The following is a 21154-nucleotide window of genomic DNA, read 5'->3' on the forward strand; positions in this document are numbered from 1 at the left end:
CTGTCACTTCTCTCAAGAAAGGTGCGGACCGGCGTGGCCGACCGTCTCATCGTCCGTGGCGCGCGCGAGCACAACCTGAAGAATGTCTCGCTCGACCTGCCGCGCGACTCGCTCATCGTCTTCACGGGCCTGTCGGGGTCGGGTAAGTCCTCGCTGGCCTTCGACACGATCTTCGCCGAGGGACAGCGGCGTTACGTGGAGTCGCTGTCGTCCTACGCCCGGCAGTTCCTCGGCCAGATGGACAAGCCGGACGTCGACTTCATCGAGGGTCTGTCCCCGGCGGTCTCCATCGACCAGAAGTCGACCTCGCGCAACCCGCGCTCGACGGTCGGCACCATCACCGAGGTCTACGACTATCTGCGGCTGCTCTTCGCTCGCATCGGCAAGCCGCACTGCCCCGAGTGCGGTCGCCCGATCTCGCGTCAGTCGCCGCAGGCCATCGTCGACAGGGTCCTGGAGCTGCCGGAGGGGAGCCGCTTCCAGGTCCTGTCGCCGCTGGTGCGCGAGCGCAAGGGCGAGTTCGTCGATCTCTTCGCCGACCTCCAGACCAAGGGCTACTCCCGCGCGCGTGTGGACGGCGAGACGATCCAGCTGTCGAACCCGCCCACGCTGAAGAAGCAGGAGAAGCACACCATCGAGGTGGTCGTCGACCGCCTCACGGTGAAGGACTCCGCCAAGCGCCGGCTCACCGACTCCGTGGAGACCGCCCTCGGCCTGTCCGGCGGCATGGTCGTGCTCGACTTCGTCGACCTCCCCGAGGACGACCCCGAGCGCGAGCGCATGTACTCGGAGCACCTGTACTGCCCGTACGACGACCTCTCCTTCGAGGAGCTGGAGCCGCGCTCCTTCTCCTTCAACTCGCCCTTCGGCGCCTGCCCCGAGTGCACCGGCATCGGCACGCGCATGGAGGTCGACCCCGAGCTGATCGTCCCGGACGAGGACAAGACCCTCGACGAGGGCGCCATCCACCCCTGGTCGCACGGCCACACCAAGGACTACTTCGGCCGTCTGATCGGCGCCCTCGCGGACGCGCTGGGATTCCGGACGGACATCCCGTTCGCGGGCCTGCCGCAGCGCGCCAGGAAGGCCCTGCTGTACGGCCACAAGACGCAGATCGAGGTCCGCTACCGCAACCGTTACGGGCGCGAGCGGGTGTACACGACGCCGTTCGAAGGGGCCGTCCCCTTCGTCAAGCGCCGGCACAGCGAGGCGGAGAGCGACGCCAGCCGTGAGCGCTTCGAGGGCTACATGCGCGAGGTGCCCTGCCCCACCTGTGAGGGCACGCGCCTGAAGCCGATCGTCCTCGCGGTCACGATCATGGAGAAGTCGATCGCCGAAGTCTCCGCGATGTCCATCAGCGACTGCGCGGAATTCCTGGGCGAGCTGAAGCTCAACGCCCGCGACAAGAAGATCGCCGAGCGCGTGCTGAAGGAGGTCAACGAACGGCTGCGCTTCCTGGTCGACGTCGGCCTGGACTACCTCTCGCTCAACCGCGCGGCAGGCACGCTCTCCGGCGGCGAGGCCCAGCGCATCCGCCTGGCCACCCAGATCGGTTCCGGACTCGTCGGCGTGCTGTATGTCCTCGACGAGCCGTCCATCGGTCTGCACCAGCGCGACAACCACCGGCTGATCGAGACCCTGGTCCGGCTGCGCGACATGGGCAACACGCTCATCGTCGTCGAGCACGACGAGGACACCATCAAGGTCGCCGACTGGATCGTCGACATCGGCCCCGGCGCCGGTGAGCACGGCGGCAAGGTCGTGCACAGCGGTTCCCTGAAGGAACTGCTCGCCAACGCCGAGTCGCAGACCGGTCAGTACCTGGCCGGCAAGAGGTCGATCCCGCTGCCCGACATCCGGCGCCCGCACGACCCGTCCCGGCAGCTCACGGTGCACGGCGCCCGCGAGAACAACCTCCAGGACATCGACGTCTCGTTCCCCCTGGGCGTGTTCACCGCGGTCACGGGTGTGTCCGGCTCCGGCAAGTCCACGCTGGTCAACGACATCCTGTACACGCACCTCGCGCGCGAGCTGAACGGCGCCCGCAGCGTGCCCGGGCGGCACACGCGGGTGGACGGCGACGACCTCGTCGACAAGGTCGTGCACGTCGACCAGTCGCCCATCGGCCGCACCCCGCGCTCGAACCCGGCGACGTACACCGGCGTGTTCGACCACATCCGCAAGCTGTTCGCCGAGACCACCGAGGCGAAGGTCCGCGGCTACATGCCGGGCCGCTTCTCCTTCAACGTCAAGGGCGGCCGCTGCGAGAACTGCGCGGGCGACGGCACCATCAAGATCGAGATGAACTTCCTCCCGGACGTGTACGTCCCGTGCGAGGTCTGCCACGGCGCCCGGTACAACCGGGAGACCCTGGAGGTCCACTACAAGGGCAAGTCCATCGCCGAGGTCCTGAACATGCCGATCGAGGAAGCCATGGACTTCTTCGAGGCCGTCCCGTCGATCAACCGTCACCTCAAGACACTGAACGACGTGGGTCTCGGTTATGTCCGGCTCGGTCAGTCCGCGACCACCCTGTCCGGCGGTGAGGCACAGCGGGTGAAGCTCGCCAGCGAGCTGCAGAAGCGCTCCACCGGCCGCACCGTCTATGTGCTCGACGAGCCGACCACCGGTCTGCACTTCGAGGACATCAGCAAGTTGCTGAGGGTGCTGTCGGGCCTGGTCGACAAGGGCAACACGGTCATCGTCATCGAGCACAACCTCGACGTGATCAAGACCGCCGACTGGGTCGTGGACATGGGTCCCGAGGGCGGCGCCGGCGGTGGCCTAGTCATCGCCGAGGGCACCCCCGAGCAGGTTGCCGCGGTCCCCGCCAGCCACACCGGCAAGTTCCTGCGCGAGATCCTCGACGCCGACCGGATCAGCGACGCCGCTCCCGTGAAGGCGCCACGCAGGACGGCCGCCAAGAAGACGATCGCGGCAGGAGCGACGGCGAAGAAGACGGCGACGGCCAGGACCACGAAGGCGGCCAACAACAAGGCCACGGACAAGGCGGCCGGAGCCACGAAGAAGGCAGCTGCCGCGAAGAAGGCGACGCCCGCGAAGAAGACCACGCGGGCCCGCAAGGCCTGAGGCTCACGAGCAACGAGCCAGGACACATCCTGAAAGTGCGGCGCCCCGCGGGAACTCCCCGCGGGGCGCCGCACGTTGGATCATCAGCGGCCCGATCCGTGCGGCTGCGACGAACCTTGACTGCTCAAGAGCGGAATCGAATGGAACGGAACGCCTCCGAGCGGAACGCCTCCTAGAAGTTCCCCACTTCGGAGGCGTACGGCGGCTCGGCGCCCGCCCGGGAGCAGGTGATCGCAGCAGCCCGCGCCGCGAACCGCAACAGCCGTGTCCAACCGTCGGCGCCCAGTCCCAGGAGCGCCTCGGCGGACAGAGCGTCCTGGGCGGCCAGGCCGTGCAACAGGGCCGCGTTCACGGTGTCGCCCGCACCGATCGTGTCCACGACGTCGACCTCCTCACCCGCCACGGAGTGCTCGGCGCCGTCCCGCGTGAAGGCGGTCAGCCCCGCACCGCCCTGAGTGATCACGACGGCCGAAGGTCCCGCGGCCAGCCACTCACGCGGAGTGCCGCCCAGCCACAGTGCGTCCTCCTCGGAGAGTTTCAGCAGTGACACCGACGGCAGCCAGCTCTTGAACCTGGCCCGGTATCCATCCGGGTCGGGGATCAGCCCTGCCCGGATGTTCGGGTCGAGCGCGGTGAACACCCCTTGCGAGGCCGCGCCGCGCATCAGCTCCTCATAGGCGCTCGCCCCCGGTTCCAGAACGAGCGAACAGGTACCGAAGGACACCGCGCGGGCCCCCGCGGGCAGCTCCGCAGGCGCCGTGAAGAGCCGATCGGCGGTGCCCTCGACATAGAAGGAGTAGGCGGCCGAGCCCCTGTCGTCGATGGTGGCGACCGCGAGCGTGGTCGGCTCCATACCGCGCTGCACGGCCGACACGTCCACCCCGGCCGCCCGCAGCCCGTCGAGCAGGGCCTCACCGAAGGCGTCGTAGGAGGTTCGGGAACAGAAGGCGGTGGGGGAGCCGAGGCGGCCCAGAGCCACGGCAGTGTTGTAGGGGCCGCCGCCGAGCGCCGGCTTCAGGCCCGCGAGGGCGCCCGTGCCCTGCGGTACCAGGTCGATCAGGGCCTCACCGGCGACGACGATCACGAGACGGTTCCTTTCACGGACGTCAGGGGCTGTTCGGGACTGTCGGGCGTCGAGGGCTTGGCGGTGCCCCCGGACCCCGTGGATCTCTCGCGCCTCGCGGACCTCCCCGACTGCCCCGGCTCTTCGGAGCACCCGCACGAGGTGCGATGCACGAAGGTGCAGGCCAGACGCACGGTCCGGGCCGGACCGTCGGGTGAGGCGAGGCGGTCCAGGAGCACGCGGACCGCCTGGGCGCCCATGTCCCTGCTGGGCTGGGCTATCGCGGTGAGCCTGGGCGAGAACAGGTCGGCCCAGGCGAAGTCGTCGAAGCAGCACAGCGCGATGTCGTCGGGCACGGACATGCGGTGGTCACGCAGGGCGCGCAGGGCACCGATGGTCATCGCGTTGTTGGCGGTGACCAGTGCGGTGGGCGGCGTGGCGAGCGACAGCAGCGCGGTGGTGGCCCGTTCGGCTGCGCTCGACTCGGAGTCGCCGTGTACGACGAGGCGCTCGTCGTACCCGAGCCCGGCCGCCGTCAGGCCGTCGCGGTATCCGGTGAGCCGCTCGCTGGTGGTGCTGAGCCCCGGCAGGCCGGCGACCAGGCCGATCCGACGGTGGCCGTGGTCGGCGAGATGGGTGACCAGCCGGGCCGTGGGTTCGGCGCTGTCGGCGCAGACCTGGTCGAACACCGCCGAGCCGTCCGCCGGGGTGTCGACCACGCGGTCGAGAAGGACCGTCGGCACCTTGTGGCGCCCGAGGTAGGCGAGGAGCTCGCGAGGGTCGGGGGAAGGTGCGACGATCATGCCGTCCACGCGGCGCTCGTGCAGGAGCTGGACGACCTTGCGCTCATGCACGGGATCGTCGTGCGGGTCGGCGATGAGCAGGCTGTAGCCGTGTTCCAGGGCGCCGGCCTCGACGCCCTGGAGTATCTCGGTGAAGTAGGGGTTGCTGATCGCCGACACCGCGAGCCCGATGGACCGGGTGCGGGACGTCACGAGGGAACGGGCGAGGGTGTTGGGCGTGTAGCCGAGCTCGTCCATGGCGTCCAGCACCGCCTGGCGGGTGCGGGGCAGCACCGGCCGGGTGCCGTTCAGCACATGTGAGACGGTCGCCACGGACACGCCTGCGCTCCGCGCGACGTCGGCCATGGTTGCCATCACGATCCCCTCCCTGCGCCGGGCCCCTCCCTGGGCCACCGCAACCCGCTCGCCGCGGGTGCTGGCCGGGAACGTATCCCATTCGGCGCCGGACGTAAACGCTTGCGCAATCGTTTACGTCCCCCTCGGCCAAGAGCCCGGGCCGGGGGAGCCCGTCCGAGGGTCGGCCGGCGCCTCAGCTCACTCCCATTCCCACCCGATGCCCAAGATCCCCGACCGCACCCTCGGCTCCACCAGGTGAACAGATCGGTGCAGCCCGCTGAGGGCCAGCCCCTGACGACCGCTGCGCGGCGCTGCCGCCGAGTGCTGGGAGAACCGGTGACAGCGGACCGGGAGGGCGTTCTCGGCGAACCGGACCTGGAGGGTGTACTGGCCGCCCGCGAGCGGGAAGCCCCGGGCGTACTCGCGGCACACGTCGGCCGTGCCGTCCTCGACGCCGTAGCGGAAGAGGTAGGTGTCGCCCGCCCGCAGACGCGCACCGAAGAGCAGCTCCGCCACCAGGACGCCGGTTTCGTTGTCCCAACGGACACGCCCCGTACGGCAGTTCTCCACGGCGTGCACCGTCATGCGCTCCGGCACACATCCCGGGTCGCCGTGGTGGACGGCGACGAAGCGGTCCACACCGTCCCTGTGGGCGCGCACGATGTGGTGCGACTCGCGCCCAGCCAGCTCGCGGCGCACCCCGATGCGTACCCGCTCGTGGTGGGCGAGGGTGTGCAGGCCGCCGTCGGTCGGGCAGTCCAGTTCGGCCAGCAGCTGTTCCAGGACGCCCGAGGCCTCCACGAGGGAGCGGTAGGAGCGGGCCGCTGGCTGCTGGAGGGTGCAGTGGTCGTCGGCCTCGGCGAGCAGCCGGATCAGGGACTCCTCAGGCAGCTGGAGTATCTCCTCCAACGCCCGCACCGCACGCAGTGACTCGGGGCGCTGCGGCCGACGCGCACCCTGCTGCCAGTAGCTCAGGCTGGTGACGCCGACCTTCACCCCACGGCGGGACAGATGGTGCTGCACCCGCTGCAGCGGCAGTCCCCGGGCGGCTATCGCGGCACGCAGGGCTACGTGGAAGGGCCCGCCTCGCAGGGCCGTGTCCAGTTCCGCGGTGGCGACGGTGGGGACGTCCGCGTGCTGAGTGGCGTGCGGCATGCAGGGGCCTTTCTGTGATTGTTCACAACGGCTGGTCAGACCGGTCGCGCGGCTCTTCGGGGCCACCCCGTCGGCATAGCGGGTGGTCTTCACATCCGTACGCCGTCGTTCAGGGCCCCGAGTTCCACCGCATTGAAGCGTGTTGACCAAGTCCCGACAACACCTGTCGCCCAACAGCCGGGTACCCTGGCCGAGTCCCGACGCCTCCGCCCGCCCCGTCAGCTCAAGTCGCCGTGCTGGTCATGCTGTTGCCCACGCATACGGAGGCTTCGCGCGGTCACCCGGCGGCCGGGGGCATGCCGGCGCTTGGGCTCACCTGGCCCAGCTCCGCCTTCATGCCGCCCCCGAGTGAGCCTGCTGCCCGGGCCACCTGTCTGCTCATGCTGACGGCGGCCGTACGAGCGTGCGCGGCATCGGTGTGCTCGTCGTCACGCATCCCACTGAGTCGTCAGGTACGGCCAGGGAGACGGACAGCACGTACGCCGGTGAGACGGACCGCACGCATGGCAGCGAGACGGACCGCGCGGCCGCGGGTGATCCACCGATCAGTCCACCAGGGCCGCGGCTCCCGGAGGCCGGCGCCGACCACCGCCCTGTCCTGGCCGTTCTCGCCTTCCTGGAGACCCGCCGACCGGGTGGGAGGGTTGTCCACAGGCTCGCCGGAGTGTCAGCGGGCGCCAGTAGGGTGTGAGACATGGCCGACCCCTCCAGCTACCGCCCCAAGCCGGGACAGATCCCGGACTCTCCCGGGGTGTACAGGTTCCGTGACGAGCACCGCCGGGTGATCTACGTCGGAAAGGCGAAGAGCCTGCGCCAGCGCCTGGCGAACTACTTCCAGGACCTCGCGGGCCTGCATCCGCGCACCCGCTCGATGGTCACCACGGCAGCGTCCGTGGAGTGGACCGTGGTGTCCACGGAGGTCGAGGCCTTGCAGCTGGAGTACTCCTGGATCAAGGAGTACGACCCCCGGTTCAACGTCAAGTACCGCGACGACAAGAGCTACCCGTACCTCGCGGTGACGATGAACGAGGAGTTCCCGCGCGTGCAGGTGATGCGCGGTCACAAGAAGAAGGGCGTCAGGTATTTCGGGCCGTACGCGCACGCGTGGGCGATCCGCGACACCGTCGACCTCCTCCTGCGCGTCTTCCCCGTGCGCACGTGCTCGGCCGGCGTCTTCAAGAACGCCCGCCGCACCGGCCGCCCCTGCCTCCTCGGCTACATCGGAAAGTGCTCCGCCCCGTGCGTGGACCGCGTCTCCGCCGAGGAGCACCGCGAACTGGCCGACGAGTTCTGCGACTTCATGACCGGCCGCACGAGCACCTATCTGCGCCGCCTGGAGAAGCAGATGACGGAGGCGGCCGACGAGATGGCGTACGAGCGGGCCGCCCGGCTGCGCGACGACATCGAGGCCCTGAAGAAGGCCATGGAGAAGAACGCGGTCGTGCTCGCCGACGCGACCGACGCCGACCTCATCGCGGTCGCCGAGGACGAGCTGGAGGCGGCCGTGCAGATCTTCCACGTCCGTGGCGGCCGGGTGCGCGGCCAGCGCGGCTGGGTGACCGACAAGGTCGAGGAGATCACCACCGGCGCCCTCGTCGAGCACGCCCTCCAGCAGCTCTACGGCGAGGAGACCGGGGACGCCGTGCCCAAGGAGGTTCTTGTCCCGGCCCTGCCCGACCCGGTGGAGCCCGTTCAGGAGTGGCTGACCGGCCGGCGCGGTTCGGGGGTCTCCCTGCGCATCCCTCAGCGAGGGGACAAGCGCGCCCTCATGGAGACCGTGGAGCGCAATGCGCAGCAGGCGCTCGTCCTGCACAAGACCAAGCGCGCCTCCGACCTGACCACGCGCTCGCGTGCCCTGGAGGAGATCGCCGACGCCCTCGACCTCGACAGCGCCCCCCTCCGGATCGAGTGCTACGACATCTCCCACCTCCAAGGCGACGACGTCGTGGCCTCCATGGTCGTCTTCGAGGACGGGCTGGCGCGCAAGGGCGAGTACCGCCGCTTCCAGATCAAGGGCTTCGAGGGCCAGGACGACGTCCGCTCCATGCACGAGGTGATCACCCGCCGCTTCAGGCGCTACCTCGCCGAGAAGGAGAAGACGGGCGAGTGGACCGACGGTGAGAACAGCCTCGGCGACACGTCGACCGGCCCCCTCACGGATGCCTCCTCCGCGCCCATCGCCGACGGCCTCGATGACGACGTCACCGACGGCCGGGGCAACGGCCTCAAGGACGACGACGGCCGGCCCAAGCGCTTCGCCTACCCGCCGCAGCTCGTCGTCGTCGACGGCGGACAGCCGCAGGTCGCGGCCGCCCAGCGGGCCCTGGACGAGCTCGGCATCGACGACATCGCCGTCTGCGGCCTGGCCAAACGCCTGGAGGAGGTCTGGCTGCCCGGCGAGGACGACCCGGTCGTGCTGCCCCGCACCAGCGAGGGCCTCTACATGCTCCAGCGCGTCCGGGACGAGGCGCACCGCTTCGCGATCACCTACCAGCGCACCAAGCGGGCCAAGCGTTTCCGGTCCAGCCCGCTGGACGACGTCCCCGGCCTCGGTGAGACCCGCAAGCAGGCGCTGATCAAGTACTTCGGTTCGGTGAAGAGGCTGCGATCCGCGACAATCGACCAGATCTGCGAGGTTCCGGGCATAGGTCGCAAGACGGCCGAGGCGATCGCCATTGCCTTTGCCCAGGCGGCCCCGGCCGCACCCGCCGTGAACACGGCGACTGGAGAGATCATGGAAGACGAGGAATCCGATACGACGGCGGAGACCTCGGGGGAGCCCGTGTCCGCGGGCGCCCCGGACGAACGACGGGGGCAGGAGAGATGAGCGAGCACGAGACACAGCCCACAGGCGAGCGAGATCAACAAGCTCAGGACACGCACAGGAAGGACGGCGAGGATCTCACCCAGCAGGACGCACCCCAGGCAGACGGAGCACAGGTGAGTACGGGCGTCGACGCAGCCGGGGCCCCCGAGGCGGCCATCCCCGAGCTGGTGATCATCTCCGGCATGTCCGGGGCCGGCCGCTCGACGGCCGCCAAGTGTCTGGAGGACCTCGGCTGGTTCGTCGTCGACAACCTCCCACCCGCGCTGATCCCCACGATGGTGGAGCTCGGCGCCCGCTCCCAGGGCAACGTGGCGCGGATCGCGGTGGTCGTCGACGTCCGTGGCCGTCGTTTCTTCGACAACCTCCGTGAGTCGCTGTCCGACCTCGACACCCGGGGCGTGACCCGCCGGATCGTGTTCCTGGAGTCCTCCGACGACGCCCTGGTGCGCCGCTTCGAGTCGGTGCGCCGGCCGCACCCCCTCCAGGGCGACGGCCGCATCGTCGACGGCATCGCCGCCGAGCGCGAACTGCTGCGCGAGCTGCGCGGCGACGCCGACCTGGTGATCGACACCTCCAGCCTCAACGTGCACGAGCTGCGGGCCAAGATGGACGCCCAGTTCGCCGGTGACGAGGAGCCCGAGCTGCGGGCCACGGTCATGTCCTTCGGGTTCAAGTACGGCCTCCCGGTCGACGCCGACCTGGTCGTGGACATGCGCTTCCTGCCCAACCCGCACTGGGTGCCGGAGCTGCGCCCGTTCACCGGCCTCAACGAGGAGGTGTCGGCGTACGTCTTCAACCAGCCCGGCGCGAAGGAATTCATCGACCGCTACTCCGAGCTGCTCCAGCTCATCGCGGCCGGATACCGCCGTGAAGGCAAGCGGTACGTGACCATCGCGGTCGGCTGCACCGGCGGCAAGCACCGCTCGGTCGCCACCTCCGAAAAGCTCGCCGCCCGCCTCGCCTCCCAGGGCGTGGAGACGGTGGTCGTACACCGGGACATGGGACGGGAATGACGGGACGAACACCGCGGCTGAGTAGGCTGCGCCGGGCGGTGCCCGAGTCACGCGCCGCCCGGCCCGCCGAGGCCCGTGGCGCCAGGCCACGCCGCCGGGGCGCCCAGCCCAAGGTCGTCGCCCTCGGCGGCGGCATGGGCCTGTCCGCCTCGCTCGCCGCGCTGCGCCGGATCACCGGCGACCTCACCGCCGTCGTCACCGTGGCGGACGACGGCGGCTCCAGCGGGCGCCTGCGTGACGAGCTGGGCGTGCTGCCGCCCGGCGACCTGCGCAAGGCGCTGGCCGCGCTCTGCGGCGACGACGACTGGGGCCAGACCTGGTCCCGCGTCATCCAGCACCGCTTCCACTCCAAGGGCGACCTGCACGACCACGCGGTCGGCAACCTGCTGATCGTCGCCCTGTGGGAGCAGCTCGGCGACCACGTCCAGGCCCTCGACCTGGTGGGCAAGCTGCTCGGCGCGCACGGGCGGGTGCTGCCCATGTCCGCCGTGCCGCTGGAGCTGCAGGCCCTGGTCAAGGGGCACGACCCGGACCGGCCCGAGCAGGTAGACACCGTCCGCGGGCAGGCGAATGTCGCCCTGACCTGCGGCGAGGTGCAGTCGGTGCACGTGGTGCCGCACGACCCGCCCGCCGTTCCGGAGGCCGTCGCCGCCGTCCGGGACGCGGACTGGGTAGTGCTCGGCCCCGGGTCCTGGTTCTCCTCGGTCATTCCGCACCTGCTCGTGCCGGAACTCCTGGACGCCCTCACCGAGACGAAGGCGCGCCGGGTACTCTCCCTGAACCTCGCGCCGCAGCCGGGAGAAACCGAAGGCTTCTCACCGCAGCGTCATTTGGAGGTTTTGGGACGACACGCCCCTAAACTCGCCCTGGACGTGGTGCTGGCCGACGAGGCTGCCGTGCCCGACCGCGATGTGCTCACCGAGGCTGCCAAGCGGCTCGGCGCCGCGGTCGAGCTGGCCCCGGTGGCCCGGACGGACGGGACGCCCCGGCACGACCCGGAGCTGCTCGCCGCCGCGTACGACCGTATTTTTCGGATGCATGGAAGGATCGGCCCATGGCGATGACGGCAGCGGTGAAGGATGAGATCTCCCGGCTCCCCGTCACCCGGACCTGCTGCAGGAAGGCGGAGGTCTCCGCCATTCTGCGGTTCGCCGGCGGCCTCCATCTGGTGAGCGGGCGCATCGTGATCGAGGCGGAGCTGGACACCGCGATGGCGGCGCGCCGGCTCAAGCGGGACATCCTGGAGATCTTCGGCCACAGCTCCGAGCTGATCGTGATGGCACCGGGCGGGCTCCGCCGCGGTTCGCGCTACGTCGTACGGGTGGTCGCGGGCGGTGACCAGCTGGCCCGTCAGACCGGTCTGGTCGACGGGCGGGGTCGCCCGATCCGAGGCCTGCCGCCACAGGTGGTCTCCGGGGCCACCTGTGACGCCGAGGCCGCCTGGCGCGGTGCGTTCCTGGCGCACGGCTCGCTCACCGAGCCCGGCCGCTCGTCCTCCCTGGAGGTGACCTGCCCGGGCCCCGAGGCCGCGCTCGCCCTGGTGGGCGCGGCCCGCCGGCTGTCGATCGCCGCGAAGGCCCGCGAGGTGCGCGGCGTGGACCGCGTGGTCGTCCGGGACGGCGACGCGATCGGCGCCCTGCTGACCCGGCTCGGGGCGCACGAGTCCGTGCTGGCCTGGGAGGAGCGCCGGATGCGCCGCGAGGTCCGCGCCACGGCGAACCGCCTCGCCAACTTCGACGACGCCAACCTCCGCCGCTCGGCCCGTGCGGCCGTCGCCGCCGGCGCCCGTGTCCAGCGGGCCCTGGAGATCCTCGGCGAGGAGGTCCCCGAGCACCTCGCGGCCGCAGGCCGGCTGCGCATGGAGCACAAGCAGGCATCCCTCGAAGAGCTGGGCGCCCTCGCCGACCCGCCGCTGACCAAGGACGCCGTCGCCGGCCGTATCCGCCGACTGCTGGCCATGGCCGACAAGCGGGCCCAGGACCTGGGCATCCCGGGCACGGAGGCCAACCTCTCCGACGAGCTGGCGGACAACCTCGTCGGGTGAGGTGAGGGATCGTCAATCAGCCGGTGCCGATGTCCACTTGGGACGTCGGCACACCGGTATTTGTCAGTCTTTGCGGCACTCTTGACGTGACCGTGATGTGGCATGAGCCTGGCAGTCATTCGTCACTGTGGCGAAACACTGCTAGGGGGGTTCATGAGACCCAGAGCGAGATCGATCCTCGCTGCCGGTGCGCTCCTGATAGGCGGAGCGAGTATCGCACCGATCGCCCAGGCACAACCGGGAAGTTCACAAGACAGCGACCCGAGCGAAGTCAAGGTCTTCCACGCCGAAGTCACCAAGAAGCAGGTACCCCTGCTGCTGGCGGCCGGCCAGGACGGCCACGAACTCAGTGAGCAGGCGCCAGAGAAGGGCAAGGCCACCGTCGAGGTCTACCTCACCGACGACCAGGCCGAGAAGCTGGAGAAGCAGGGCGTCGAGCTCACCGAGCACGACCTCTCCGCCGGCGCCGCGGCCCGTACCGACAAGGCCGCGGAGGGCGTGTACCGCCCGTACAGCGGAAGCGGGGGGCTCAAGGAGGAGATCGTCCGGACGGGGCAGGAGAACCCCGGCCTCACCAAGGTCGTCTCCATCGGCAAGACCGTGGGCGGCCAGGACATCCTGGCACTCAAGCTCACCAAGAACGCCAAGAAGACGAAGGACGGCTCCAAGCCCTCCGTCCTGTACATGTCCAACCAGCACGCGCGTGAGTGGATCACGCCGGAGATGACCCGGCGGCTGATGCACCACTACCTGGACAACTACAAGACGGACAAGCGCATCAAGAAGGTCGTCGACTCGACCGAGCTGTGGTTCGTCCTCTCGGCCAACCCCGACGGCTACGACTACACGTTCAAAGACTCCAGCACCCGCCTGTGGCGCAAGAACCTGCGAGACATCAACGGCGACGGTGCCATCAGCACCGGCGACGGTGTCGACCTCAACCGTAACTTCACCTACAAGTGGGGCTACGACGACGAGGGTTCGTCCCCGAACCCCACCAGCGAGACCTACCGCGGTGCCTCCCCGGGCTCCGAGCCGGAGACGAAGGCACTGGACGCCTTCGAGCGCCGTATCGGCTTCGACTACGGCATCAACTACCACTCCGCGGCCGAGCTCATCCTCTACGGTGTCGGCTGGCAGGTGGCCACCAACACACCCGACGACGTCCTCTACAAGGCCCTCGCCGGCACGCCGGACAACCCCGCGATCCCGGGCTACCACCCGCAGGTCTCCTCGGAGCTCTACACGACGAACGGCGAGGCGGACGGCCACGCCTCGAACGTCAACGGCATCGCGATGTTCACGCCCGAGATGTCGACCTGCCAGACCGCGTCGGACATCGACCCCAACGACCAGTGGAACGCGGCCGACTGCCAGTCGGGCTTCAACTTCCCGGACGACGAGAAGCTGATCCAGCAGGAGTTCGCCAAGAACGTCCCGTTCGCGCTCTCCGTCGCCGAGTCCGCCGCGCACCCGGACCAGCCCTCCTCCGCGCTCGGCCTGAAGGCCGCCGACTTCACCCCGGCGCCCTTCACCACGTCGTACTCCCGCGGCGCCGACCAGGAGGTCTCCGTCGTCGCACGCAAGTCCGTGCGCGACAAGGAGCTCAAGTACCGCGTCAACGGCGGCCGTACGCACGACATGGCGCTCCGGCCCTGGAAGGGCGGCGAGACGTACGGCGGTGAGGACAACCTCTACTTCGACGAGTACCGCGCCAAGGTCGCCGACGGCGACCGGGGCGACAAGGTCGAGGTGTGGTTCACCGGCGAGACCAGGAGCGGCAAGAAGGTCTCCAGCGAGCACTTCACGTACACCGTGGCCGAGCGGCCGCGCGCGGACGTGCTCGTGGTCGCCGAGGAAGGCGCCGCCGCCACGCACGCGCAGAAGTACGTCGACGCGCTCAAGGCCAACGGCCACAGGGCGATCGTCTGGGACGTCGCCACTCAGGGCGCGCCCGACGCGCTCGGCGTGCTCGGCTACTTCGACACGGTCGTCCACTACACCGGCGCGAACGTCCCCGGCAACGCCACCCAACTCCAGTTGCGTGCCTACCTCAACGAGGGCGGCAAGCTGGTGGAGGCGGGCGAGCAGGCCGGCGGCAACGTCGACCTCGGCGACGGCACCCTGTCGAACGACTTCAGCCAGTACTACCTGGGCGCCTACACCCGTACGTCGCTGCCCGGCGCCACGGGCTTCACCGGGTCCGGCGAGCTCGGCGGCCTCACCGGCGCGCTCGGCGACGCCACCGGCAACCCCTTGGACAAGGCCGGGAGTTACAGCGTCACCTCGGACCAGCTGGCCGTCGACAAGTACCCGCAGTTCGCCAGCGCGGGCGCGGGCCAGTTCGCCGGTACGGTCAACCCGTACGGCCCCTACGCGGGTTCCTACATGGCGGCCGCAGTGCACACCGACGACGCCTACAAGCGGCTCACCAGGACCGTCGACCTCACCGGGGTGACCGCGGCGCAGCAGCCGACCCTGCGCACCCAGTTGCTCTGGGACGTCGAGCCCGGCTACGACAACGTCCTGATCGAGGCCCACAGCACCGGGGCCGAGGACTGGACGACCCTCCCCGAGAAGAACGGCGCGAGCAGCAACGCCGTGCCGGCGGAGTGCGAGGCCGGCTTCTACGTGGCCGAACACCCCTGGCTCAAGCACTACCTGACGCAGTCGGCCGCAGGCTGCACCGCGTCCGGCAGCAGCGGTCAGTGGAACGCCCTCACCGGCGCCTCCGCGGGCTGGAAGCAGGTCGAGTTCGACCTGAGCGCGTACGCCGGCAAGTCGGTCGAGATCTCGATCAGCTATGTCTCCGACCCGGGCTTCGGCGGACGCGGCGTCCTTGCCGACCAAGCCGCGCTCGTCGTCGGCGGCACGGCCACCGAGACCGAGGGCTTCGAGACCTCACTCGGCGCCTGGAGCGTGACCGGTCCGCCCGCGGGCAGCCCGGCCGTCCTCAAGTTCTGGGCGCGCACCGGGGCGCTCTTCCAGACGTACGGTGCGATCACCACGAACGACACGGTGCTGCTGGGCTTCGGCCTGGAACACGTCACCGCGGCGGCCGACCGGACGGCGCTCATCGGAAAGGCCCTCGACTCACTTGACGAGTGACACGCCGAGGTCAACCGTGCGCAACGCACAGTGATCAAAACGAGTGATCCCGGCTTCCGGGCGGGGCGGTCCGTACCCCTACTGGCGGGTACGGACCGCCGTGCCGTGTATGAGGCATCTGGATGTCACCACGGAGGTCTCAGGGAGGTAGGGTCGTAGGCGGTCGGGGACATCCCAAATAGAGCTCGCCGGCACCGCATGGCCGGCGTACCAACGAGGAGATCGGTTCGTGACGATCCGCGTAGGCATCAACGGCTTCGGTCGTATCGGTCGCAACTACTTCCGCGCGCTGCTGGAGCAGGGTGCTGACATCGAGATCGTGGCTGTCAACGACCTGGGTGACACCGCGACCACGGCGCACCTGCTGAAGTACGACACCATCCTGGGTCGGCTCAAGCACGAGGTCACCCACACCGCCGACACGATCACCGTCGACGGTCACACCATCAAGGTGCTGTCCGAGCGCAACCCGGCCGACATCCCCTGGGGTGAGCTGGGCGTCGACATCGTCATCGAGTCGACGGGCATCTTCACCAAGAAGGACGACGCCGCCAAGCACCTCGCCGGCGGCGCCAAGAAGGTCCTCATCTCGGCTCCGGCCAAGGACGAGGACATCACCATCGTGATGGGCGTCAACGAGAACAAGTACGACCCGGCGAACCACCACGTCATCTCCAACGCCTCCTGCACCACCAACTGTGTGGCGCCGATGGCCAAGGTCCTCGACGAGAACTTCGGCATCGTCAAGGGTCTGATGACGACCGTGCACGCGTACACGAACGACCAGCGCATCCTGGACTTCCCGCACAAGGACCTGCGCCGCGCCCGTGCCGCCGCGGAGAACATCATCCCGACCACGACCGGTGCCGCCAAGGCCACCGCGCTGGTCCTGCCGCAGCTCAAGGGCAAGCTGGACGGCATCGCGATGCGCGTTCCGGTCCCGACCGGCTCGGCCACCGACCTGGTCGTGGAGCTGTCGCGCGAGGTCACCAAGGACGAGGTCAACGCGGCCTTCAAGAAGGCGGCCGAGGGTGAGCTGCAGGGCTACCTGACCTACACCGAGGACGAGATCGTCTCCTCGGACATCGTCAGCGACCCGTCGTCCTGCACCTTCGACTCCTCCCTGACCATGGTCCAGGAGGGCACCTCGGTGAAGATCCTGGGCTGGTACGACAACGAGTGGGGCTACTCCAACCGCCTCGTGGACCTCACGGTCTTCGTCGGCAACCAGCTCTGATATCCAGAGCAGGCGCGCATTGATGTGAGAGCAGGGCTCGGGCGGCGCAGGGACGCGCCGTCCGAGCCCTGACTCACGTGCAGATCAGTCCTGTTGGATCACGAGTGCTTCCGAGCACTTACGAGCGATCACGAGCCCTTCTCAGGAGTCCCCTTCATGAAGACGATCGACGAACTTCTCTCCGAAGGCGTCGCCGGTAAGCGGGTCTTCGTCCGCGCCGACCTGAACGTGCCGCTGGACGGCACCACGATCACCGACGACGGCCGTATCCGCGCCGTCCTGCCCACCGTCAAGGCGCTGGCCGAGGCGGGCGCCCGCGTGGTCGTCGCCTCGCACCTGGGCCGCCCCAAGGGTGCCCCGGACCCCGCGTTCTCCCTGGCCCCCGCCGCCTCGCGCCTCGGGGAACTGCTCGGCGCGGACGTCGCGTTCGCGACCGACACGGTCGGCGAGTCCGCCCAGGCCGTGGTCGCCGGCCTCACCGACGGCTCGGTCGCGGTCGTCGAGAACCTCCGCTTCAACGCCGGTGAGACCAGCAAGGACGACGCCGAGCGCGCCGCCTTCGCCGACCGGCTCGCCGCCCTCGCCGATGTCTACGTCGGTGACGGCTTCGGCGCGGTGCACCGCAAGCACGCTTCGGTGTACGACCTCCCGGCCAAGCTGCCGCACTACGCCGGCTACCTCATCGCGAACGAGGTCGCCGTCCTGAAGAAGCTCACCGATGACGTCAAGCGGCCGTACGTCGTCGCGCTCGGCGGCGCCAAGGTGTCCGACAAGCTCGCCGTCATCGACCAGCTGCTCGCCAAGGCCGACCGGCTGCTCATCGGCGGCGGCATGGCGTACACCTTCCTCAAGGCCAAGGGCTACGAGGTCGGCATCTCCCTCCTCCAGGCGGACCAGATCCCGGTCGTCACCGAGTACATGGAGCGCGCCGAGAAGAACGGCGTCGAAATCGTCCTGCCGGTAGACGTCCTGGTCTCCACCGAGTTCCCGGACCTGAAGACCAAGGCCCCGGCCAACCCCACGACCGTCGCCGCGGACGCCATCCCGGCCGACCAGGAGGGCCTGGACATCGGTCCGGAGACCCGCAAGCTGTACGCCTCGAAGCTCGCCGACGCCGCCACCGTCTTCTGGAACGGCCCCATGGGCGTCTTCGAGCACCCCGACTACGCCGAGGGCACCAAGGCGGTCGCCCAGGCCCTCGTCGACTCCAAGGGCTTCACCGTGGTCGGCGGTGGCGACTCCGCCGCGGCCGTCCGCACCCTCGGCTTCGACGAGACTGCATTCGGCCACATCTCGACCGGTGGCGGCGCCTCCCTCGAATACCTCGAGGGCAAGACGCTCCCCGGCCTCGCCGCACTGGAGGACTGACCCTTTATGAGCACGCGCACGCCGCTGATGGCGGGCAACTGGAAGATGAACCTCAACCACCTCGAGGCCATCGCGCACGTCCAGAAGCTCGCCTTCGCCCTGGCCGACAAGGACTACGAGGCCGTCGAGGTCGCCGTCCTGCCGCCCTTCACCGACCTGCGCTCCGTGCAGACCCTGGTCGACGGCGACAAGCTGAAGATCAAGTACGGCGCCCAGGACATCTCGGCCCAGGACTCCGGCGCCTACACCGGCGAGATCTCCGGCCCGATGCTGGCCAAGCTGAAGTGCACGTACGTGGCGATCGGCCACTCCGAGCGCCGCCAGTACCACGCCGAGACGGACGAGATCGTCAACGCCAAGGTCAAGGCGGCCTACAAGCACGGCCTGACCCCGATCCTGTGCGTCGGCGAGGAACTGGACGTCCGCGAGGCGGGCAACCACGTCACCCACACCCTCGCCCAGGTCGAGGGCGGTCTGAAGGACCTCCCGGCCGAGCAGGCCGAGACGATCGTGATCGCCTATGAGCCCGTCTGGGCCATCGGCACCGGCAAGGTCTGCGGTGCCGAGGACGCCCAGGAGGTCTGCGCCGCCATCCGCGGCAAGATCGCCGAGCTGTACTCGCAGGAGCTGGCCGACCAGGTCCGCATCCAGTACGGCGGCTCCGTGAAGTCGGGCAACGTCGCGGAGATCATGGCCCAGGCCGACATCGACGGCGCCCTCGTCGGCGGTGCCTCGCTGGACTCCGACGAGTTCGTCAAGATCGTGCGGTTCCGCGACCAGTGAGTTCCTGGTAAGCGGGATCCGTCGTACCCTTGCGGGGGCACAGCTCAGTGGCTGTGCCCCTGTCGTCCATCCAGATCCGAGGAAGTTGGTCCAGCCGTGGTTATGGGGTTCTCGATCGCCCTGATCGTCTTCAGCGGGCTGCTGATGCTGCTGGTGCTGATGCACAAGGGCAAGGGCGGCGGCCTCTCCGACATGTTCGGTGGCGGCATGCAGTCGTCCGTCGGTGGCTCCTCGGTCGCCGAGCGCAACCTCGACCGGATCACCGTTGTGGTCGGTTTGCTGTGGTTCGCGTGCATTGTCGTGCTCGGTGTCCTGATGAAGGTGAACAACTGACCGGCACGCACAATCCGCACGTAAGGCCCCATGTTCGGTACGCGCAGCTGAGCGCGGCCTATCATGGGGCTTGCGTCTAGGTGTGAGGGCTATGTAACTCCAATCACTGGACGCGCGTTGGGCCTTACGTAGACTGAGGCGCTCGCAGCGAAGCGAAACGCCGACTCGCTTCGCGGCACCATCACGCAGGGAGTTACGACCGTGGCAAGTGGCAACGCGATCCGAGGAAGCCGGGTCGGGGCGGGGCCGATGGGCGAGGCCGAGCGGGGCGAGTCCGCGCCCCGGCTGCGCATCTCCTTCTGGTGCTCCAACGGGCATGAGACGCAGCCCAGCTTCGCCAGCGACGCGCAGGTTCCCGACACCTGGGACTGCCCGCGCTGCGGCTTTCCCGCCGGACAGGACCGGGACAACCCGCCGGACCCGCCGCGCACCGAGCCCTACAAGACGCACCTGGCGTATGTACGGGAACGGCGCAGTGACGCGGACGGCGAGGCGATCCTCGCCGAGGCGCTCGCCAAACTGCGGGGCGAGATCTAGAGATTGAGACCGGCCGGACACCCACGGGTGCCCGGCCGGATCTGTACGACGCACCGGCGCCGAGCCGCTCGCGGACCGAGCGTCAGTGGTGCCCTCTACGGTTTGTGCATCGATCTTCTGCATCGGTGGACCGGGAGGGGGAGTCGTGGCGACGGCTGAGACGGTGGGCGTGGGTGCGCCCGTGCGGGGCGGAGGCTTCGGGCGGCTGTGGAGCGCCGCCGTGCTCTCCAGCTTCGGCGACTCCCTGCGTACGGCTGCCCTGCCGCTCCTTGCCGTGACCCTCACCGACCGGCCGCTGCTGATCGCCGCGGTCACCGCCTGTGGCTATCTGCCGTGGATCATCTTCGGGCTGCTCGGCGGCGCGGTCGCCGACCGGGTGGACCAGCGGCGCGCGATGTGGACGGTGGATGCGTTACGAGGCCTCCTGGTCGGCGCTTTCGCGGTGGCCGTGGCGTTCGGTCACGCCTCGATCGGCCTGCTCATCGCACTGGCCTTCACGCTGACCGCGCTCCAGACACTGTTCGACAACGCCGCCACGGCCCTGCTCCCCGCCCTGGTGGACCGTGACGCGCTGGGCAGTGCGAACGCCCGCCTCATGACCGGGCAGCGCATCGCCGGCGGACTGATGGGCGGGCCGGTCGTGCCGGTGCTGCTGGCGGTGGGAGCGGCCGTGCCCTTCGCGGCCGACGCCGGCACCTACCTGGTGGCGGCCGTGCTGGTGGCCTCACTGCGGATCGACGCGCCCGGGCGGGGGCCGGCGCCGGCGGGCAGCACCCTGCGCCGGGAGATCGCGGAGGGACTGCGCACCCTGTGGCGCGACCGGACCCTGCGAGGACTGTGCGCGGCCACCGCACTGTGCAACATCGGCATGGGCGCCCAGCTCGCCACCCTCGTCCTCCTGGTGACCGGGTGGCTGGACGCCGGCCCCGAGGGGTATGCGGTGGCGGGCGCCGCCTTCACCGTCGGCGGCCTGACCGGGGGAGTGCTGAACGGCCGGATCGTGAAGCGCCTGGGCGGGATCCGGGCCGTGCTGCTCGCCGGTGCGGTGCAGATCGCGGCCCTCGTCGTCATGGGCACCGTGCGCAGCCTGGCCGTGCTGGTGGCCGCCCTGGCCGTCTTCGGGCTCATGGGCATGGTGTGGAACGTCAACACGACGACCCTCATGCAACAGCGCAGTCCCGCGGCTCTACTGGGCCGGGTGGCCTCGGCGTTCCGGACCCTGGCCTTCGCCGGGGTGCCGCTCGGCGCCCTGCTGGGCGGCGCCGTCGCCACCGCCTGGGGCCTCAACACCCCGCCCCTGCTCACGGCCGCCTTCTTCGTACTGGCCGTCGCCTCGCTGATACCTGTGCGCAAGCCGGACGTACCTGTTGTTGCGCCGGACGACGACGCCACGACGGCTCACGCCGCGCGCTGATCAATTAGGTTGGAACAGCTGGGACAGGCACGAAAGAAGGCTG

15 protein-coding genes are annotated in these 21154 nt (G+C 69.6%); 12 read left to right on the top strand and 3 right to left on the bottom strand.

What is annotated here, in order from left to right; translation table 11 throughout:
* The first annotated feature begins 33 nt into the window (after positions 1 to 33).
* Entirely contained in the window at positions 34 to 3090 is a 3057-nt protein-coding gene (gene uvrA / locus ACZ7L5_RS08895; protein ID WP_471515525.1) for an excinuclease ABC subunit UvrA, read from the top strand.
* Positions 3091 to 3262: 172 nt separating this feature from the next.
* Here the strand turns inward: uvrA and ACZ7L5_RS08900 are convergent, their stop codons facing one another.
* The 3 genes from ACZ7L5_RS08900 to ACZ7L5_RS08910 all read right to left on the bottom strand — a co-directional run bounded on the left by ACZ7L5_RS08900 (position 3263) and on the right by ACZ7L5_RS08910 (position 6447).
* Positions 3263 to 4174 carry a carbohydrate kinase family protein gene (locus ACZ7L5_RS08900; RefSeq protein ID WP_471515527.1) on the bottom strand — a complete coding sequence of 304 codons (912 nt, stop codon included), beginning with the start codon at positions 4172 to 4174 and terminating at the stop codon, positions 3263 to 3265.
* Positions 4171 to 5310, bottom strand: a complete 1140-nt coding sequence (locus ACZ7L5_RS08905) for a LacI family DNA-binding transcriptional regulator (RefSeq protein ID WP_471515529.1) — start codon at positions 5308 to 5310, stop codon at positions 4171 to 4173. Before ACZ7L5_RS08905 ends, ACZ7L5_RS08900 begins: the two co-directional genes overlap by 4 nt.
* 180 nt (positions 5311 to 5490) lie before the next feature.
* The gene (locus ACZ7L5_RS08910; RefSeq protein WP_471515530.1) at positions 5491 to 6447 is read right to left on the bottom strand and encodes a hypothetical protein; all 957 of its coding nucleotides are present in this window, start codon (positions 6445 to 6447) and stop codon (positions 5491 to 5493) included.
* Between the two features lie 694 nt (positions 6448 to 7141).
* Between ACZ7L5_RS08910 and uvrC the strand changes: the two genes are divergently transcribed.
* The 11 genes from uvrC (at position 7142) to ACZ7L5_RS08965 (ending at position 21111) form a co-directional block, all read left to right on the top strand.
* Entirely contained in the window at positions 7142 to 9274 is a 2133-nt protein-coding gene (gene uvrC, locus ACZ7L5_RS08915; protein WP_471515532.1) for an excinuclease ABC subunit UvrC, read from the top strand.
* Positions 9271 to 10287 (top strand): RNase adapter RapZ, encoded by a 1017-nt coding sequence (gene rapZ, locus ACZ7L5_RS08920; protein ID WP_365067062.1) that lies wholly within the window; start codon positions 9271 to 9273, stop codon positions 10285 to 10287. Before uvrC ends, rapZ begins: the two co-directional genes overlap by 4 nt.
* The gene (locus tag ACZ7L5_RS08925; RefSeq protein ID WP_471515534.1) at positions 10284 to 11351 is read left to right on the top strand and encodes a gluconeogenesis factor YvcK family protein; all 1068 of its coding nucleotides are present in this window, start codon (positions 10284 to 10286) and stop codon (positions 11349 to 11351) included. The genes rapZ and ACZ7L5_RS08925 overlap by 4 nt, the downstream gene beginning before the upstream one ends.
* A complete protein-coding gene (whiA, locus tag ACZ7L5_RS08930; protein ID WP_055621477.1) occupies positions 11342 to 12331 on the top strand; it encodes a DNA-binding protein WhiA in 990 nt (329 codons plus the stop codon). Before ACZ7L5_RS08925 ends, whiA begins: the two co-directional genes overlap by 10 nt.
* A gap of 153 nt (positions 12332 to 12484) precedes the next feature.
* Entirely contained in the window at positions 12485 to 15439 is a 2955-nt protein-coding gene (locus ACZ7L5_RS08935) for a M14 family metallopeptidase (protein WP_471515537.1), read from the top strand.
* A 229-nt stretch (positions 15440 to 15668) separates the two neighbouring features.
* Positions 15669 to 16676, top strand: coding sequence for a type I glyceraldehyde-3-phosphate dehydrogenase (gene gap, locus ACZ7L5_RS08940; protein ID WP_328882398.1), 1008 nt, complete (start codon positions 15669 to 15671; stop codon positions 16674 to 16676).
* A 156-nt stretch (positions 16677 to 16832) separates the two neighbouring features.
* A complete protein-coding gene (locus ACZ7L5_RS08945; protein WP_471515539.1) occupies positions 16833 to 18044 on the top strand; it encodes a phosphoglycerate kinase in 1212 nt (403 codons plus the stop codon).
* 6 nt (positions 18045 to 18050) lie between these two features.
* Positions 18051 to 18827, top strand: coding sequence for a triose-phosphate isomerase (tpiA, locus tag ACZ7L5_RS08950; protein WP_471515541.1), 777 nt, complete (start codon positions 18051 to 18053; stop codon positions 18825 to 18827).
* 102 nt (positions 18828 to 18929) lie between these two features.
* A complete protein-coding gene (gene secG, locus ACZ7L5_RS08955) occupies positions 18930 to 19160 on the top strand; it encodes a preprotein translocase subunit SecG (protein WP_328430621.1) in 231 nt (76 codons plus the stop codon).
* A gap of 201 nt (positions 19161 to 19361) precedes the next feature.
* The gene (locus ACZ7L5_RS08960; RefSeq protein ID WP_003957010.1) at positions 19362 to 19697 is read left to right on the top strand and encodes an RNA polymerase-binding protein RbpA; all 336 of its coding nucleotides are present in this window, start codon (positions 19362 to 19364) and stop codon (positions 19695 to 19697) included.
* A 145-nt stretch (positions 19698 to 19842) separates the two neighbouring features.
* Positions 19843 to 21111, top strand: coding sequence for an MFS transporter (locus tag ACZ7L5_RS08965; protein ID WP_471515543.1), 1269 nt, complete (start codon positions 19843 to 19845; stop codon positions 21109 to 21111).
* The last annotated feature ends 43 nt before the right edge of the window (positions 21112 to 21154 follow it).

The sequence above is a fragment of the Streptomyces sp. NPDC107528 genome, from assembly GCF_055639295.1.

Excerpts from the sequence above, each read along its gene's own strand:
- ACZ7L5_RS08905 (WP_471515529.1), bottom strand. The coding sequence starts at position 5,310 with ATGGCAACCATGGCCGACGTCGCGCGGAGCGCAGGCGTGTCCGTGGCG.
- ACZ7L5_RS08910 (WP_471515530.1), bottom strand. The coding sequence starts at position 6,447 with ATGCCGCACGCCACTCAGCACGCGGACGTCCCCACCGTCGCCACCGCG.
- uvrC (WP_471515532.1), top strand. The coding sequence starts at position 7,142 with ATGGCCGACCCCTCCAGCTACCGCCCCAAGCCGGGACAGATCCCGGAC.
- rapZ (WP_365067062.1), top strand. The coding sequence starts at position 9,271 with ATGAGCGAGCACGAGACACAGCCCACAGGCGAGCGAGATCAACAAGCT.
- ACZ7L5_RS08925 (WP_471515534.1), top strand. The coding sequence starts at position 10,284 with ATGACGGGACGAACACCGCGGCTGAGTAGGCTGCGCCGGGCGGTGCCC.
- whiA (WP_055621477.1), top strand. The coding sequence starts at position 11,342 with ATGGCGATGACGGCAGCGGTGAAGGATGAGATCTCCCGGCTCCCCGTC.
- ACZ7L5_RS08935 (WP_471515537.1), top strand. The coding sequence starts at position 12,485 with ATGAGACCCAGAGCGAGATCGATCCTCGCTGCCGGTGCGCTCCTGATA.
- ACZ7L5_RS08945 (WP_471515539.1), top strand. The coding sequence starts at position 16,833 with ATGAAGACGATCGACGAACTTCTCTCCGAAGGCGTCGCCGGTAAGCGG.
- tpiA (WP_471515541.1), top strand. The coding sequence starts at position 18,051 with ATGAGCACGCGCACGCCGCTGATGGCGGGCAACTGGAAGATGAACCTC.
- secG (WP_328430621.1), top strand. The coding sequence starts at position 18,930 with ATGGGGTTCTCGATCGCCCTGATCGTCTTCAGCGGGCTGCTGATGCTG.